The sequence below is a fragment of the Flavobacterium sp. GSP6 genome (genome assembly GCF_003984855.1).
Lineage (GTDB): Bacteria > Bacteroidota > Bacteroidia > Flavobacteriales > Flavobacteriaceae > Flavobacterium.
In genome coordinates, this window is sequence record NZ_RYDO01000022.1 from 1 (window position 1) to 16,976 (window position 16,976).

The window sequence follows — 16,976 nt, forward strand, 5'->3', positions numbered from 1 at the left end:
AATCCCTTTTTTTTAAACTTTTCTTAACTTTGTCTTTAACTAGCTGATATCTCGTTTTTTGAAGATCAAAGTTTTTTCTTCTCCTCATCCAGATTCAAAAGAAAGGATGACTTTATCTACAAATTTTAGGGGTTCTGCAGCCTTAACTAGTGTAAAATTGCCTTTCCTGTTTATTAAATCTTTAAAAATTCATGCTTTATTGCACTCAGCAATTCACTTTGCGTATTCAAGATAGCATCCCTAACTAGCATTCGAACAAAAAATCCGGTTTAACTCTTTCTTTTCAAACAGAAATCATGCTACATCATTTCGGTAAACATCATCAAAAAGAACTATTTGCACGATACCTTATATATAAGGAGTACCTATCAATATATTCTCTCCATACTTTTAGAAGACAAATGACGCAAAAGCACTGCAAAACGAATAGTATCAAAAAAGGAACACTGTTGTGCTTCAAAAAAAAAGCACTACTTTGTAACAAAAACCACTATTGACTTACTAACGTATATATGAGTGATAATTTAGAACATTCTTTTGTAATGCAGTTGCAAGAAAATCAGAATATAATCCACAAGATTTGTAGGTTGTATACTAATGGCGATGATGCACACAAGGATTTGTTTCAGGAAATTACGATTCAGCTGTGGAAGGCTTTTCCAAAATTCAGAGGTGACAGCAAATTTTCTACTTGGGCGTATCGAGTTGCTTTAAATACAGCAATTACTTTATACCGAAAAACAAAACGATCCATAAACACCATAGAATTTGAAGGACGACAACATTTCCTGAATGACGTGGAATATGATTATGAAGAAGAGGAGCAATTAAAATTAATGTACAAAGCGGTTTACCAGCTGAATGATATTGAAAAAGCATTGATATTTATGTATCTGGAAGATAAGGATTATCAGGAAATATCAGAAACATTAGGAATTAGCGAGGTAAATGCCCGGGTAAAAATGAATAGAATAAAAGGGAAATTAAAAAAAATATTAAATCCGTAAGGAATATGAAAGAGCTGGATTTATTAAAAAAAGACTGGCAGAAGAATGATAATTCTTTTGCGCAAGTATCCGAAACCGAGATTTACAAAATGATTCATAGAAAATCGTCTTCGATTGTGAAATGGATATTTATTATTAGCATCATTGAATTTATAGTGTTAAACACTTTAAGTTTTTTGCTGCCTGATGATAAAATAAGTAAATCTGAATCCATTGAAATTTCCATAACTGTATTAGATTATTTAAGTTACAGTGTAGCATTATTCTTCATGTACTTATTCTATAAAAATTATCGTTCTATTTCAGTCACTTCGAATACTAAAAAACTGATGGAATGCATTTTAAATACCCGGAAAACAGTCCGATACTACATAGGATATAATTTGTTACTTGTGTTTTTTGTTGCTGTACTTTTACTATCCTATGAAATTCAAATTAAGTCTGCAACGACCAATGACGATGGAGTAAGAATATTTTTTACTTGTATTCTTATGCTATTGTTTATCCTTATTTTAGTAGGTATGGTATGGCTGTTTTATCAATTGATTTATGGAATTTTACTAAAAAAATTGAATAGAAATTATGCAGAATTAAAGAAAATTGATTTATAAAAAAAGAGGCAAAAGCCTCTTTTTTTAATATTCCCATTTTCTAAATTTATTCAACTCTTCTTGCTCTTTAATATCTTCAGCAGGAATAACTTTAAGGAACGAAGGATGCTGCTCAATAGCAAATTCTACTTTTTTGACTATCTCATCAACTGTATCATTATCATAATCAATATCTAAAGGCTCTTTGATAATGAACGATTGCAGAATTCCTTTCTTTTTCATCCGAAACCCTTTTTTATCAAATGAACGACGAAACCCATCTATAACAATAGGCACCACAATAGGCCTGTGTTGTTTGATAATATGAGCCGTTCCTTTACGAACTGGTTTAAAAGATTTTGTTGTTCCTTGCGGAAAAGTAATTACCCATCCGTCATTTAAGGCTATTTTTATGTTTTCAGTATCATCGGGGTTAATTTCTTTTTTCTCTTGGACATCAACTCCTTTAGCACGCCAAGTCCGCTCTACAGAAATTGCTCCGGCATACGCCATAATTCTTGGTAACAATCCCGCCTGCATGGTTTCTTTGGCAGCAACATAATAAATATTCATTTTGGGTTGCCACAGATAGCAGACATTCTTAATAGTATCTTCTCGTCCGCTCAAACTTGCGTTAAAAACATGAAACATAGCTACTACATCTGCAAAATAAGTTTGATGATTGGAAATAAACAGCACGTTAGTGTCCGGTAAATTTCTGATAATTTCTGACCCTTCAATTTGCAATTCATTGAATCCTCTATAGCGTCTGTGAGTCACGACACCAAAAATCCGAATTAACCATTTTTTTATAAATAATACATGACCAAAAGGATTTCTCTTAAATAATCCCATAAAATTGTGTGTTTTTTTTTAAAATTCTAAATACAAACTTACGAAAATTATATTTGAAGTTGAGTACTGAAGTACACAGAAAAAAATTGAACATGACAGCCAATTAATTGCTCTTTTCAATTCCTAAACAAAACTATTTTAGCGTAAAACTTCCTTTAACACATCTTTCAATTCGCTCAACATCATCGCTGTAGCTCCCCAAATAATGTATTCTTCAATTTTGAAAGCCGGTACATTTATATCATTCGCATAAGAAGTTGACAATTTTGCTTCAATTACAATTGCATCGCTTAAAAAAGTTGACAACGGTATTTCGATAATACTGGCTACTTCAGCAGGTTCCAGTACAAATACAAGTTCTTCTTTACTAATTCCCAAAAAAGGATACACCATAAAATTACTTGGAGGAATATAAATTTGAGTAAATGGTTTAATAATTTCAATTTTATCTGGATGGATCCCTACTTCTTCATGTGTTTCACGTAAGGCTGTAATTGCATAATTCCCATCCTGTAATTCATACTTGCCTCCTGGAAATGCAATTTGTGCTGAATGAACTCCTTTATACGAGTTTCTCACAATTAAAACGAAATGAGCACTGTCCTTTTTAGGATAAAAAAGCATCATCACTGCTGCTATTCTTGGATTTTTAGCCTCTATAGTACTCTTTTTCAAGCTTTCCAATCGCTCTAGTGGCGCCATTTTGATATGTGCGTCAAATGCAGGAAGCCCAGCATTAATTAATTTAGGAACAAACCGTAAAAATTCTTGAAAATCCATAATCAAAGTCTATTTTTGTACACTGAAATTTAATATAAATATAGTTTAGAAAATGTGCTTGAGCAAATTTTCCAGGATCAAAAAGCCCCTAAAATGTACAGTAAAGAAGAGACCCAAAGATTAAAGCGAGAATTCTGGATTGCATTTGCAGAAAAATATCCCAGAAAATGGGTCTTATATGATACTAAGATTAAAGATTTCTCCTTTAAATTTTACGTAGACAATAAAAAAGCGCAAGTTTTAATAGATATTGAACATCGAAGTGACGAAAAAAGAATGGCTTATTTTGAAAAATTCGAAGCGTTAAAAAACATTCTTGAAGAAGAATTTATCAAAGATTTGATTTTTGAAAAAGACTACACCCTGGAAAGCGGAAAAACAATTAGCCGCATTTGGGTTGAAAAACTGGGTGTGGGAGTTAGCAATAAAAACTATTGGAATGAAATCTTTGATTTTTACAACGAAAAGATGAATGCTGTAGAATTATTTTATTTAGAATATGATGGTTTCATCAAAGACATCGAAAAGCTTTAAAGGAACAAAATCTAATACGATAATTCACTATTTACATATTGAAAATATTATAAACTATTATCCGATTGTCATAATTGATATAGAGCTGTTTCCTGTTATTTTGTTTTTTTCTGGTTATGATTGAGACAGTACAATCGACCCCTTCATTGTCTTTACAGGTAAATGAATACACAATATCACTCTCATTTTCTTCGGTGGGTTGATACTCGATTATTTCAAATAATTGAATGATTTGAGAATAAACTACAATCCTGTTTTTATCCGTATCCAAAGTAACACGGAGATTGACCAGCTGTAAATCTGACCACTTATCCCCTTTTTCTTTTTTTTCTAAAACACTAAATCCTGATGTTTTAAACGTATAGCTTTGTCCATAAGAAGTATGCAACCCTATGACCAAAAAAAACAATATCTTGTATATTTTTGTCTTTGTCATTGTTTAAAAATTGAAATTCAACACTTCCATTTTTGCCAATTCAAAATCGGATATCATTTCCTGGACAATTTCTCCCGCTGGTCGTATCGCGTGAATAATACCTGCTATTTGACCAATTTCTAATTCCCCTTCAATTACATCACCCTCAAACATCCCTCGTTTTGCTCTAGCTCTTCCTAATAAGGTAACAATTTCCTCTTTTGTAGGACCACTTTCATACAAATGCTGTACGTCTTGATAGAATTTATTTTTAATCAATCGTACCGGAGCCAGTTCTTTTAAAGTCAATTGTGTATCGCCTTCCTTCACCTTTACGATGATTTCCTTAAAATTATCATGAGCGGATGATTCGATAGACGCTGCAAATCTGCTTCCAACCTGAACGCCATCTGCACCAAGAACCATTACGGCTAACATTGCATGGCCTGTGGCAATTCCGCCGGCAGCAATCAACGGAATCTTTATTTTTTCTTTAACCATAGGGATCAACGCAAGGGTCGTAGTTTCTTCTCTCCCATTATGTCCTCCAGCTTCAAAACCTTCGGCAACAACGGCATCGACACCCGCATCTTGTGCTTTTAACGCAAATACAGAACTGCTGACTACATGCACTACCGTTATGCCATTTTTTTTTAAATATGAAGTCCACGTTTTAGGGTTTCCTGCTGATGTAAAAACAATTTTTACTTCTTCTTCAACAATAATTTTCATTATTTCTTCAATGTTTGGATACAACATAGGAACATTTACTCCAAAAGGTTTTGAAGTCGCTTTTTTACATTTCTGAATGTGTTCTCTCAAAACTTCAGGATACATGGAGCCTGCTCCAATTAATCCTAAACCTCCGGCATTACTGACGGCACTTGCTAATTTATATCCGCTGTTCCAAATCATTCCACCTTGAATGATTGGGTATTTTATTTTGAAAAGGGCTGTAATTTTGTTCATGTGCTCCTACTGTATTATTGTTTCATTATTTTTCCCGTTTTAGAAAAACCAACGGATTCCATTTTATAAAAGTACATTCCTTTCTCCAATGTTTTTAAGGAAATAGTTGCGGATTGAGGAGTTACTTTTTGTTCTAAAATTTTTTGGCCTAAAAGAGTATAAATAAAAACGGTACCCATTTCAAATTTTGAAGGTAAAGAAACCGAAACAAAATCGCTTGTCGGATTGGGATAAATAATAAAATCATCTTTCGAAAAAGAAGCTATGGACAATTGATTGCTTAGCGCCAAATTAAAATCGGGGATTCCATATCCGTACTGATTATTTGGTACTGAAAATTTATCGGATGATTTGAGTACTAATTCTCTAATTTCCCTATTAGTTTTTTTAGGAAATGCCTGCCACAAACACGCTACCATTCCTGCCATAATTGGACTGGAAAAAGAAGTTCCGCTTGCCGTTACAATATTTCCAGCTTCATCTGAAACTACTGCTGCTTGTCCTTGTGCCATTACATCCGGTTTTATTCTTTCGTCAAAAGAAGGACCTATTGAACTGAAAGAAGTTATTACTTCAGAGGAATTTACTGCACCAACTGCAATTACTGAAACAGCATCTGCCGGAACAGCAATATGAGGATTTGAGGAACTTCCTGAATTACCGGCCGATGTCACTAAAACCATTCCTCGGCTAAATGCAATTTCAGCTCCGCGAGACATAAATGCAGTTTTGCCATTCATTTCGGCATACGTATGATTGTAGGCCTGATTATCAAAATCAAAATAACCCAAAGAGGTATTAATAATATCGACCCCTAAACTATCTGCATTTTCTGTTGCTTCAACCCAAAGTGATTCTTCCACAGGATTTTCAAAAGTATTATCTTCCGTAATAAATAAATAATAAGAGGCGTCAGGTGCCGTTCCTACAAGAGCATTTTCTTTATAACCGCCCATTGTAGAAAGCACAGAAGTTCCATGAAAAGAACCGGTATAAAATTCAGGATCTCTCAAAACATAATTATACCCACCCAAAATTTGGTTATTTACTCTCAATCGTTGAAAGGGTGGTGTCGTATTTACACCCGGAAATCCGGCATCCATAACGGCAATTATTTTTCCTGATCCAGTATAATTCTGCTGGTGCAACAGGTGCCCATTGAGCATCTGTATTTGAGTTGAAGAAGATCCGTAAGCGTAATCAATTTTGGTTTTACTAGTCTTCTCCTCTTTTTTTACCTTAATTGATTTTGCGGTTTTACCTTTTTGATTTAACGATTTGTCTGCAAAATCAACTTTATCTACAAAAGAAAATAGGGCTAATGACTGTATCGCTACCTGTTCTCCTCTAACATGAATGGCATTCATCCATTTAGATTTTGCCATAACAGTAATTCCAGATGTAGATTTTACTTGATTAACATAGGAAGCTTCTACCGGAATATCTTTAAAATCTAAGGCAATATTTTGATTGGATCTTCTGTCCAATGCTCTTTGAGAAAGCATTTTCAGTGGTGAATCAACATAGAATTGAGAATTGGGCTTCGCATTAAAATACACCCAAGCATCCTGTTGTGAAAAACCCACAGTAGTAATGAATAGAAAAAAGAATAAATAGAATTTTCTCATAGGTAACTATATTGCTAAGATATAAAGATATAGCTTCCAATGAAATTAAATGGCAATTGAAACTACGGTTTTTCTTGAAATCATACTAAAATAAAGTACTAAACTAAGAAATAACTCCTGAACCAACTAATTCATCCCCTAAATACCACGCGGCAAATTGTCCTTCGGTTATTGCCGACTGCGGTTCGTTAAAGTCCACGTACATTTCATTTTCAAACTGATGCAAAGTAGCCCTTTGCAACGGTTGCCTGTAGCGTATTCTTGCCATCACCTCCATCGTTCCTCCATTGGCCAAAGCCAAATCTTTACGAATCCAATGTACTTCTTCTTTTTCAATACGCAATGCTTTCTTGAATAATCCGGGATGTTGACTTGATAATCCGGTATATATCGTATTGGTTTCTACATTCGTGGCTATAATAAACAAGGGATCCGTTGTGCCTCCTACATTTAAACCTTTTCGTTGTCCAATAGTAAAATAATGAGCCCCTTGATGTTTCCCCACTATTTTCCCCATTTGTGGCGTGTACGGAATTTTTCTTGCTGCTGATTTTAAATCCGCTTCTACACTTAGGCCTACATGATTTTCAGCACTGTAAACAGGATCATTTTTATCTATTTGGATAATAATTCCGTCTTTGGGTTGCAATTTTTGTTGTAAAAATTCAGGCAAACGCACTTTTCCAATAAAACACAAGCCTTGTGAGTCTTTCTTTTCGGCAGTTATCAATTCCATTTGGGCAGCAATTTCACGTACTTCCGGTTTAGTTAATTCGCCAATGGGAAATAAGGATTTTGCCAATTGCTCTTGGGATAATTGACACAAGAAATAGGATTGATCTTTATTGGTATCAGCACCGGCTTTAAGTTGATACACGGTTTCGCCATTCACTTTGATTTCACTTTTTTGACAATAATGCCCCGTTGCAACATAATCAGCACCAAGACTCAAAGCAATTTTCATGAAAACTTCAAATTTTATTTCCCGATTACAAAGCACATCGGGATTTGGAGTACGTCCTTTTTCATATTCATTGAACATGTAGTCTACGATTTTTTCTTGGTATTCAACACTTAAATCTACTGTTTGAAATGGAATTCCAAGTTTTTCGGCAACTAACAATGCATCATTACTGTCCTCCAGCCATGGGCATTCATTAGAAATAGTGACTGAATCGTCATGCCAATTCTTCATAAAAAGACCAATAACTTCATACCCTTGTTGCTGCAACAAATAAGCAGCAACACTTGAATCTACTCCTCCGGAAAGTCCTACAACTACACGCTTCATCTTCAAAAAATTAAAATTTTATAAGGGTGCAAAGTTACAAAAAGATTTACAACAGTAATGGCTAACGATACCGTTAATTGTTTTTTGATTTTGTGGCATTTTCTGTAAAGCTCATATTGATTTCTTTGACTACTTTTCCTTTTTCAAAAAACTGCCATATACCCGCTTTCTTTCCATTTACAAAGTGTCCTTTAGAGACTGTATTCCCGTTGGAATCTCTAAAGATTGCTAAACCGTTATAAAGGTCGTTCTTGAAAACAGACTCTTCCAACACGATTCCTTTTTCAGTATATTTTTTATAAAAGCCATTTTTTAAATTATTTATATAATTGATTTCTTCGGCAATTTTTCCACTTAAATAGAATACGGTACGCAAACCTTCAAGTTTTCCTTTACTATAGTGTTCCGTTGTCATTATATTTTTTGAGGCCAAATGGTAATAGTTCCATTGACCCTCAAATACTTTATTGATCACTTTACCTTCACTTACTTTATTCTTGTTTTGGTCGTAAAAAATAGTAAACGCTGCATTGTCTTTTGGATTAAATTCTCGAGTTGCAATTAGCGATTTTGCTCTGGTATCATCAAAAAAATTAAAAATACCAATTTCTTTTCCGTGCTCAAAAGTTCCTTCATATCTAGGTCGTTTTGAGGTTTCATATACACCTTTCCACACTCCGTGTTTTTTCCCTTTTGCATCTAATACATTAAAATCAGTTTGTGCATAAAGAAAAAACACATTCAAAAACATCAAAACCAATATTCTTTTTTTGTAATATGTTTTCATAATTACTTTTTTTAGTACCGAATTCAGGTCACTTAAATTAATCTAATAAAAAAGCTCTCAATATTTGAGAGCTTTTTTTATGCATTATTTTTTCTTTTGTTGTGCTTTTTGAGCTTCGGCTTGTTCCATCACTTCTTGCAGTTTTTTCTGGAATTTACCTTGCTTTTTGGGCTCTTTCAATTTATTCTCTTGAATTTGAGTATGAATCTTATCACTATCGATAAAGTATCGTTTGATGACAATCATAATTCCAATGGTAATCAAATTCGAAATAAAGTTATACAAACTCAATCCCGCACCATAACTATTAAAGAAAAACAACATCATGATTGGCGACACGTATATCATAATTTTCATCATTTTTGCCATATCCGGCATTCCTTCTTGCTGCGGAGCAGCCATTTGCTGGTCTCCAGAAGTCATTTTCATGTAAAAGAAAATAGCAATCGAAGCCAGAATAGGAAACAAACTGATGTGATTTCCGTAAAACGGAATATAGAAAGGCAAACGGATTACTTCATCAAAAGACGATAAATCATCCGCCCAAAGGAAACTTTTTTGTCTTAACTCAAATGCCGATGGGAAAAACTGAAACGAAGCATACATAAATGGCAGCTGAATCAATGCTGGAATACAACCTGCCATAGGATTTACTCCCGCTTTGTTATACAACTTCATTGTTTCCTGTTGTTTCTTCATAGGGTCTTTTTTGAATTTTTCACCCAATTCTGTTATTTCAGGACGCAATACTTTCATCTTAGCCTGTGATAAGAACGATTTAAAAGTAATAGGCGACATTGCTATTTTTATCAGAATTGTAAAAATAATTATCGCAATTCCATAAGAAATATAAGAACTTAAAAAGGCAAATAATGGAATAAAGATAAACTTATTTATCCACCCAAAAATTCCCCAACCCAGTGAAATAATTTTTTCCAGATTTTGATCGTATGAGTGTAATGTCTTATAATCTGTTGGACCAAAATACCAACTCATTTTGTGATCTAATTCGCCATTAGTAAATGCTAATGGAATGTTAGCATTAAATTGTTTTGTAAAAGTAGTATCCACTTTGTCATCCAGAACTAAATTAGTTGACTTTAATTTAGCCGTTTCAAAAGGGGTTTTTGTTAATAGAATCGTAGAGAAAAAGTGCTGTTTGTAAGCGATAAAAGTAGCTTTATCCAAGTCAGATTCTTCCGTCTGACCCAATCCTGCGTAATCTATTTTTCCGTCTTCATGTTCAAAATAGATTTCAGTATACCGGTTTTCATACGAAACACTTTTCTCGTTTCGGTAGGTTTTTAAATCCCACTCTAAATCTACTGGTTTGGCGGTATTCAATACTTTATTCAACCCTTGGGAACGAATGTCAAAACCAATCATATATTCGTTTGGTTTCAACACGTATTTGTATTCCAAGAATTCATTAGCTCCCGCTTTCAATTTCATAGACAATATTTGATCTGCTCCAACTTTTGTCAAGGTCGGTTCAAAATACAAGTCTTTTGAATTTAAAGTACGGTTATCACTAGTCAGCAATTGTACATTTAAATTGGCATTGTTGTCTTTGATCAATTGTACTAATTGTCCGGATTTTTTCTCAAACTTTTTGAATTTTTTCAAAGTAGCCTCCACAATATAGCCTCCTTTATTGGCTATTTTTAGCATAACCAATTCGTTTTCAATAGTTGTAAAGCCTGCTTTTGCTGAAGGTAATGTTGCAGAATAGGCAAAATTCCCTAAGGTTTTTTGCAACTGCGCCAGTTGAGTTGAATCTCCGGTTGCAGCAACCTCAATTGTTGCTTTTGCAACCGTTTTAGCTTCTAACTCTTTCGCTTTAGCTTCCTGTATCACCAATTCTTTTTGTGCTTTTTCAGCGGCAATTACTTTCTCATCAGGTTGATTTTGATACATGATAAAAATCAAAATACCAAAAATTAATACAAAACCTATGATCGAATTGAGGTCAAATTTTTTTTGTTCCATTATAATTAAAAAAAGTTATAAATTTTAGGTTTACTGAAACCCAATCGTTTTCAGTTATTTTTTCTTTGCCTGAACGGCTGCTGCCACAAAATTCACAAAAATAGGATGCGGATTTGCAACCGTACTCTTGTATTCCGGATGGTATTGCACGCCAATAAAAAACGGATGATCTTCTATTTCTATAATTTCTACCAATCCCGTATCAGGGTTTACGCCTGAAGCCATCAATCCGGCATTTTCTAATGGAGCAACGTATTTACTGTTGTACTCATAGCGGTGACGGTGGCGTTCTGAAATGGTTTCTTTTCCGTAAATTTTATAGGCTAATGTATCTTTTTTGATGTCGCATTTCCATGCACCAAGACGCATTGTTCCGCCCTTATCCGTGATAGTTTTTTGCTCTTCCATGAGGTTTACTACCGGATAAGCGGTGTGTTCATTCATTTCAGTTGAATTAGCATCTTTATAACCCAACATATTTCTTGAATATTCTATGATGGCCATTTGCATCCCCAAACAAATTCCGAAAAACGGCACTTTATTCTCACGGGCATATTGCACTGCTGCAATTTTTCCTTCAATTCCTCTTTCTCCAAAACCTGGAGCAACCAGAATTCCGTCTAAACCTGAGAATTTTTCCTGTATATTATTCGCATCAATGTGTTCTGAATGAATCGAAATCACATTTACCTTTGTTTCATTAGCTGCACCGGCATGGATAAATGCTTCCAAAATAGATTTGTAACAATCCTGCATTTCTACATATTTTCCTATCAAACCTATATTCACGGTATGCTTTGGATTTTTTAATCGGCGTAAAAAAGTATTCCAGTTTTTTAAATCCGGAGCCGCTTTTTTAGGTAAATCTAATTTTTTTAACGCCACAACATCAAGTCCTTCTTCCAGCATTAAATTCGGCACTTCATAAATCGTGGAAGCATCAATAGACTGAATAACAGCTTCTCTTTTTACATTACAAAACAAAGCCAGTTTATTGCGTAATTCTTCAGAAATTTCGTGTTCCGTTCTGCACACTAAAATATCTGCTTTTATTCCGCTTTCCATCAAGGTTTTTACGGAATGCTGGGTTGGTTTTGTTTTCAACTCTCCCGCGGCAGCTAAATAAGGAACCAGAGTAAGGTGAATTACAATCCCATTATGCTCTCCTAATTCCCAAACTAATTGACGAACAGATTCTATGTAAGGTAAGGATTCAATGTCTCCTACTGTACCCCCAATTTCAGTGATGACAATATCATAATCGCCGGAATTTCCAAGCAACTGCATTCTTTCCTTGATTTCATTGGTGATATGAGGAACTACTTGGACTGTTTTTCCTAAAAACTCTCCTCTTCTTTCCTTTTCAATAACCGAAAGATAAATTCTTCCTGTAGTCACATTATTCGCCTGAGAAGTAGGAACATTCAAAAAACGCTCGTAATGCCCTAAATCCAAATCCGTTTCGGCACCATCATCAGTCACATAACATTCTCCATGTTCATAAGGATTTAATGTCCCTGGATCTACATTAATGTATGGGTCAAACTTTTGGATGGTTGTACGGTATCCTCTAGCTTGTAACAATTTTGCCAAAGATGCTGCAATGATTCCTTTCCCTAAAGAAGAAGTCACACCGCCAGTAACAAAAATATATTTCGTTTGATTCATTCTGTTGTTATTTGTATTGTAGTTGTGTAAAAAACGTGGCAAAAGTACAATTATAAATTGTCAAATTGAAAATTAAATCGGTTTTGGGTACCGTTTTTTTATATTTCGAATTAACTCTTCCAGACCATTGAGTTTCAATTCATAAATTAATTTCAGTTGTTCCCCTAGTTCCCCTTTAGGAAACCCTTTATTGCTATACCAAACAATATAGTATTCCGGGATATCGATAAGAAACCAGCCTTCGTATTTACCAAAAGGCATTTTAGTATGGGCTAGCTTGATGAGTTGTTTTTGGTTTTGATCCATTTTATAATAAAAAAGAAGCAAGAGACAGGAAAACAAGAAGAAATAATCATTTTTGTTTCCTGTCTCTTGCTTCCAAAGACTATTTAATTCCAGTTAAAAACAATTCGTTTCTCGATTTCAGGATGCAGACTGAGGAAAACAGGACAGGTCATTGCTGCGCTTTCCAGTATTGTTATATTCTTTACATCAGCAGTTCCGTACATCTCAAAATTAATCGCTATTACATCAATACGTCTGGGTTCCGTTTTCATTATTTTAACCACCTCAGCGGTAGATCCTTTTAAATCCACTTCGAGATCTCGTGCTTTTATTCCCATGATGGTCATCATACAAGTTGCCAGAGCATTGGCAACCGCATCCGTTGGAGAAAAAGCTTCTCCTTTCCCATTATTATCTAAAGGAGCATCCGAAAAGATTTCAGTCCCGGATTGCAAATGAATAGAAGAGGTTCTTAAATCCCCTAAATACGTTACTATTGATGTCATTATTTTGCTTCTTTTATGGTTAAATCGGTATCATAATATAAAATATAAATTCCTTTATTGGTATATCCACCATCTTCTTTTTTATAGAATTCAAACTTATTATCTATTTGTTCCGTTGCCGTAAAGGCTACTGTTTCCTGATATTTCTTATCTTGTGACAAACGCATCATCGTGTCAAAAGTAACATCAAAACCACGAATTGCATAAGCACTTGGAGTAATTTTATTCCTGTTTTTAAACTCTTTCTCAAAAATTAATGCTTCAGGTGTTTCATTTTCACGAGCAACTGACGGATACATTAATTTCAATTTTGTCAAATTCACAAAATTAATTTCGTCCGTGTCTAATGTTTCATTTGGTTCCAGAATTACTAACTGCACTTGATACGCAGACATAGCACTCAACATAGTGGCCATAGTTGCCTTGATCATACTCGTGTTTTCGGTTTCCATCACCACGTAATTCATTTTGCCTTTTACAAATAAACGCTGTAGATTTTCTGGAGACACACTGCCATTTGGATTAAGAGTTGCAAATTTAACGTCTTTATGATTTTCTTTTATAAACTGAATTACAGATTCTTTTTTCCTATCGACTACTGCTATAATAACGCCTCCTCTGGCTCGCATATAATTGAACATCGCATTTTTAACCTCAGTGGTCGTTGGAATGGTTTGATATAAATTACTAAGGGAGTTACCAACATCTTTTGATAAAGGGGAGATTACCGGAACCTGGTGTTTATGAAGTAATTCAGCCGTTATCTCGACGTTACTTTGATAAAATGGTCCAATTATAGCATCTGAATCTTCCAAATTATTTCGCTTAATTAATGCTGCTATATTAGAATAATCCTTAGTTTCCTGGGAATCATAGATACTCACATCAAGAGAAAGATCCAATTGTTTGGCAGAATCTATAGCCATTAATGCACCTGCATAAAAATCTAAAGTCATATTCAAAAACTTGTCGTTTTTCAAGCGGGTGATGATTGAATTTGCAGTATCCACCTCCATTTTTGCAATATTAAAGGGCAAAAGAAGCACTAGTTTTTTCCTGTTCGCGCTATTATTTGACAATACGGTATATTCTTTTTTAATTTCTTGCAAAACAGGAGTCGCTGACGGGACTTTCAAAATCATACCTTCTGTCACGCCCTGAGATAAAGCGGGGTTTAAAGCAATTAATTCCTCCTGACTCAAATTAAACATTCGGGACAAACTATACAGTGTTTCTTTCGGTTTTATAACATAGGAACGGTAACTAAAGAGTACTTTGGCTGGTTGTGCATTATTTTCTCCCATTTCTTCGTTGGACGCAAACGCTGCTTCCGTTTTATCTGCTTTTGGCCCCAAAGTTTCGGGATTCCCTTTGATACGCAATTTATATCCAATGGGTAAACCGGAAACTATTTCAGGATTTTTCTGCTCTAATTCTGCAATGGTAATTCCATAGTATTTCGCGATTGAGTATTTAGTTTCTTTTGGAAGCACATCGTGATACACTACTTTATCCTGATTTGATACTGTTTTTTTTAACCCATTTTTAGATGGAATAATAAGCGTCTGCCCTATTTGAAGACCCTCGTTTTCAAGAAAAGGGTTCGCTTCTTTTAAAGCTTCATCCGTTACCTCATATTTTTTTTCGATACCATAGAGCGTTTCTTTTGGTGTCACTTCGTGAATTATAGCCTTCGCACCTGGTATAGTCGCAGTCAACGGTTTTTGGCAGCCCCCTTTTTTAGGAATCAGCAAAATACTGTTTGGTTTCAATCCACTTTGAGCATCCGGATTTAGTTGATATATATCAAATGGAGTGACCTTGTATTTTTGAGCAATTTCGTTAATTGTTTCCCCTTTCGCCACTTTGTGCGTTGTATTTTTTTCTTGTGCAAAAACACTATCATGATTGAACAACAACAGCACCATACAAATTACAAAAAAATATTTCATCGTTTTCATTTATAAATTATTCAAATTAGTAATACAAGAACGGTACCAAATTTTATTCTAAAAAATTTGATACCGTTTATATGGGAACATTAAAAAAAGCTGTTCTTAGAAAGGACTAAATAGTAAAGTATTATTCCCATTCAATAGTTGCCGGCGGTTTTGAACTGATATCATACACCACTCTATTAACCCCTTTTACTTTGTTGATTATGTCATTCGAGACTTTCATCAGGAAATCATAGGGAAGATGTACCCAATCTGCTGTCATACCATCTGTAGATTCTACAGCACGTAATGCAATTACTTTCTCATAGGTACGCTCATCTCCCATTACTCCTACACTATTAACGGGAAGTAAAATGGCTCCGGCTTGCCATACTTTATCGTACAGTCCCCAAGATTTTAATCCGTCAATAAAAACAGCATCAACGTCCTGTAAAATCTGTACTTTTTCCGGGGTAATGTCTCCTAAAATTCTGATGGACAGTCCTGGTCCTGGAAAAGGATGTCTGCCTAATAATTCAGGGTCTATTCCTAAAGAAGCCCCTACTCTGCGTACCTCATCTTTAAAAAGCATGCGCAATGGCTCTACTATTTTTAGTTTCATGTAATCCGGTAAACCGCCAACATTATGGTGTGATTTTATGGTTGCCGATGGTCCTTTTACAGAAACGGATTCAATAACATCCGGGTAAATAGTACCTTGTGCCAACCATTTTACATCTTGTATAAGGTGCGATTCATCATCAAAAACTTCGATAAAGACACGTCCTATAATTTTACGTTTGGTCTCCGGGTCGCTGACACCTGCTAATTCAGATAAAAAACGATCACCGGCATCGACTCCTTTTACGTTCAAACCCATTCCTTTGTACTGATCCAGTACGTTCTGGAACTCATTTTTACGAAGCAAACCATTATTTACAAAAATACAATACAGGTTTTTACCAATCGCTTGATGTAATAAAACTGCTGCCACGGTAGAATCTACTCCTCCAGAAAGTCCGAGAACCACTTTATCGTCTTGTAGTTTTTCTTTTAATTCAGCCACCATTTCTTCAACAAAAGCATTTGGCGTAAAATTTTGAGGCACTTCCGCAATTTTCACCAAAAAGTTCTCCAACATTTTAGATCCGTCGGTTGAGTGAAAAACTTCCGGATGGTACTGAATGGCGTACGTGGTTTCACCCTCTATTTTGTAAGCTGCAAATTCCACATCGTGGGTACTGGCAAGTTTTACTCCATTAGTGGGCAATGCTTTGATACTATCGCTATGGCTCATCCAAACTTGGCTGTTTTCAGAAACACCCTCGAAGAACACTTCATTCTCTTTTATAAAAGATAAATTAGCTCTACCATATTCTCTTGTATTTGAAGCTGCCACTTCACCTCCACTAAAATGAGATAAATATTGGGCTCCGTAACAAACGGCTAATAAAGGTAATTTCCCTCTAATTTGAGATAAATCAGGATGTGGCGCATCTTCTCCTCGAACAGAAAAAGGGCTACCACCAAGGATTACGGCTTTGTAAGAAGATAAATCACTCGGAAAATGATTGTATGGGAAGATTTCGCAGAATATATTTAATTCGCGAACTCTACGAGCAATAAGTTGTGTGTATTGCGATCCGAAATCTAAAATAAGTACGTTGTGTTGCATGTGCAAAAATACTTTTTATATTTTGAATTGAAAAATCGAATTTTAAAATATTTATTTTAT

General features: G+C 34.8%; 16 protein-coding genes. 3 read left to right on the plus strand and 13 right to left on the minus strand.

What is annotated here, in order from left to right; genetic code table 11:
* Positions 1–512 precede the first annotated feature (512 nt).
* Both EKM03_RS14395 and EKM03_RS14400 read left to right on the plus strand, forming a co-directional pair.
* Positions 513–1,007 carry an RNA polymerase sigma factor gene (locus tag EKM03_RS14395; RefSeq protein WP_126463278.1) on the plus strand — a complete coding sequence of 165 codons (495 nt, stop codon included), beginning with the start codon at positions 513–515 and terminating at the stop codon, positions 1,005–1,007.
* A gap of 5 nt (positions 1,008–1,012) precedes the next feature.
* On the plus strand, positions 1,013–1,618 hold the full coding sequence (locus EKM03_RS14400; RefSeq protein WP_126563285.1) for a hypothetical protein: 606 nt from the start codon (positions 1,013–1,015) through the stop codon (positions 1,616–1,618).
* Positions 1,619–1,642: 24 nt separating this feature from the next.
* Here EKM03_RS14400 and EKM03_RS14405 read toward each other — a convergent pair whose 3' ends face one another.
* Positions 1,643–2,452: a 1-acyl-sn-glycerol-3-phosphate acyltransferase gene (locus tag EKM03_RS14405; RefSeq protein ID WP_126740669.1), complete on the minus strand. Its 810-nt coding sequence runs from the start codon at positions 2,450–2,452 to the stop codon at positions 1,643–1,645.
* 138 nt (positions 2,453–2,590) lie between these two features.
* The gene (locus EKM03_RS14410) at positions 2,591–3,232 is read right to left on the minus strand and encodes a CoA pyrophosphatase (protein ID WP_126740670.1); all 642 of its coding nucleotides are present in this window, start codon (positions 3,230–3,232) and stop codon (positions 2,591–2,593) included.
* A gap of 93 nt (positions 3,233–3,325) precedes the next feature.
* Between EKM03_RS14410 and EKM03_RS14415 the strand changes: the two genes are divergently transcribed.
* Positions 3,326–3,766, plus strand: coding sequence for a DUF4268 domain-containing protein (locus EKM03_RS14415; protein ID WP_126456341.1), 441 nt, complete (start codon positions 3,326–3,328; stop codon positions 3,764–3,766).
* A 31-nt stretch (positions 3,767–3,797) separates the two neighbouring features.
* Here EKM03_RS14415 and EKM03_RS14420 read toward each other — a convergent pair whose 3' ends face one another.
* The 11 genes from EKM03_RS14420 to guaA form a co-directional block, all read right to left on the minus strand.
* Positions 3,798–4,202, minus strand: coding sequence for a hypothetical protein (locus EKM03_RS14420; protein ID WP_126463269.1), 405 nt, complete (start codon positions 4,200–4,202; stop codon positions 3,798–3,800).
* Between the two features lie 3 nt (positions 4,203–4,205).
* Positions 4,206–5,150, minus strand: a complete 945-nt coding sequence (locus EKM03_RS14425; RefSeq protein ID WP_126740671.1) for a nitronate monooxygenase family protein — start codon at positions 5,148–5,150, stop codon at positions 4,206–4,208.
* Between the two features lie 14 nt (positions 5,151–5,164).
* On the minus strand, positions 5,165–6,778 hold the full coding sequence (locus tag EKM03_RS14430; RefSeq protein WP_126561699.1) for a S8 family serine peptidase: 1,614 nt from the start codon (positions 6,776–6,778) through the stop codon (positions 5,165–5,167).
* Positions 6,779–6,881: 103 nt separating this feature from the next.
* Positions 6,882–8,069: a tRNA 2-thiouridine(34) synthase MnmA gene (mnmA, locus tag EKM03_RS14435; RefSeq protein WP_126456348.1), complete on the minus strand. Its 1,188-nt coding sequence runs from the start codon at positions 8,067–8,069 to the stop codon at positions 6,882–6,884.
* 73 nt (positions 8,070–8,142) lie between these two features.
* Positions 8,143–8,856, minus strand: coding sequence for a toxin-antitoxin system YwqK family antitoxin (locus tag EKM03_RS14440; protein WP_233584109.1), 714 nt, complete (start codon positions 8,854–8,856; stop codon positions 8,143–8,145).
* An 84-nt stretch (positions 8,857–8,940) separates the two neighbouring features.
* A complete protein-coding gene (yidC, locus tag EKM03_RS14445) occupies positions 8,941–10,845 on the minus strand; it encodes a membrane protein insertase YidC (RefSeq protein WP_126740672.1) in 1,905 nt (634 codons plus the stop codon).
* 54 nt (positions 10,846–10,899) lie between these two features.
* On the minus strand, positions 10,900–12,513 hold the full coding sequence (locus EKM03_RS14450) for a CTP synthase (protein WP_126556181.1): 1,614 nt from the start codon (positions 12,511–12,513) through the stop codon (positions 10,900–10,902).
* Positions 12,514–12,585: 72 nt separating this feature from the next.
* Positions 12,586–12,819 (minus strand): DUF3820 family protein, encoded by a 234-nt coding sequence (locus tag EKM03_RS14455; protein ID WP_066082415.1) that lies wholly within the window; start codon positions 12,817–12,819, stop codon positions 12,586–12,588.
* Positions 12,820–12,902: 83 nt separating this feature from the next.
* Positions 12,903–13,304 (minus strand): OsmC family protein, encoded by a 402-nt coding sequence (locus EKM03_RS14460; protein ID WP_126740673.1) that lies wholly within the window; start codon positions 13,302–13,304, stop codon positions 12,903–12,905.
* Positions 13,304–15,256: a LysM peptidoglycan-binding domain-containing protein gene (locus tag EKM03_RS14465; protein ID WP_126740674.1), complete on the minus strand. Its 1,953-nt coding sequence runs from the start codon at positions 15,254–15,256 to the stop codon at positions 13,304–13,306. Before EKM03_RS14465 ends, EKM03_RS14460 begins: the two co-directional genes overlap by 1 nt.
* A gap of 130 nt (positions 15,257–15,386) precedes the next feature.
* Positions 15,387–16,916, minus strand: a complete 1,530-nt coding sequence (guaA, locus tag EKM03_RS14470; RefSeq protein ID WP_126456084.1) for a glutamine-hydrolyzing GMP synthase — start codon at positions 16,914–16,916, stop codon at positions 15,387–15,389.
* Positions 16,917–16,976: the final 60 nt, after the last annotated feature.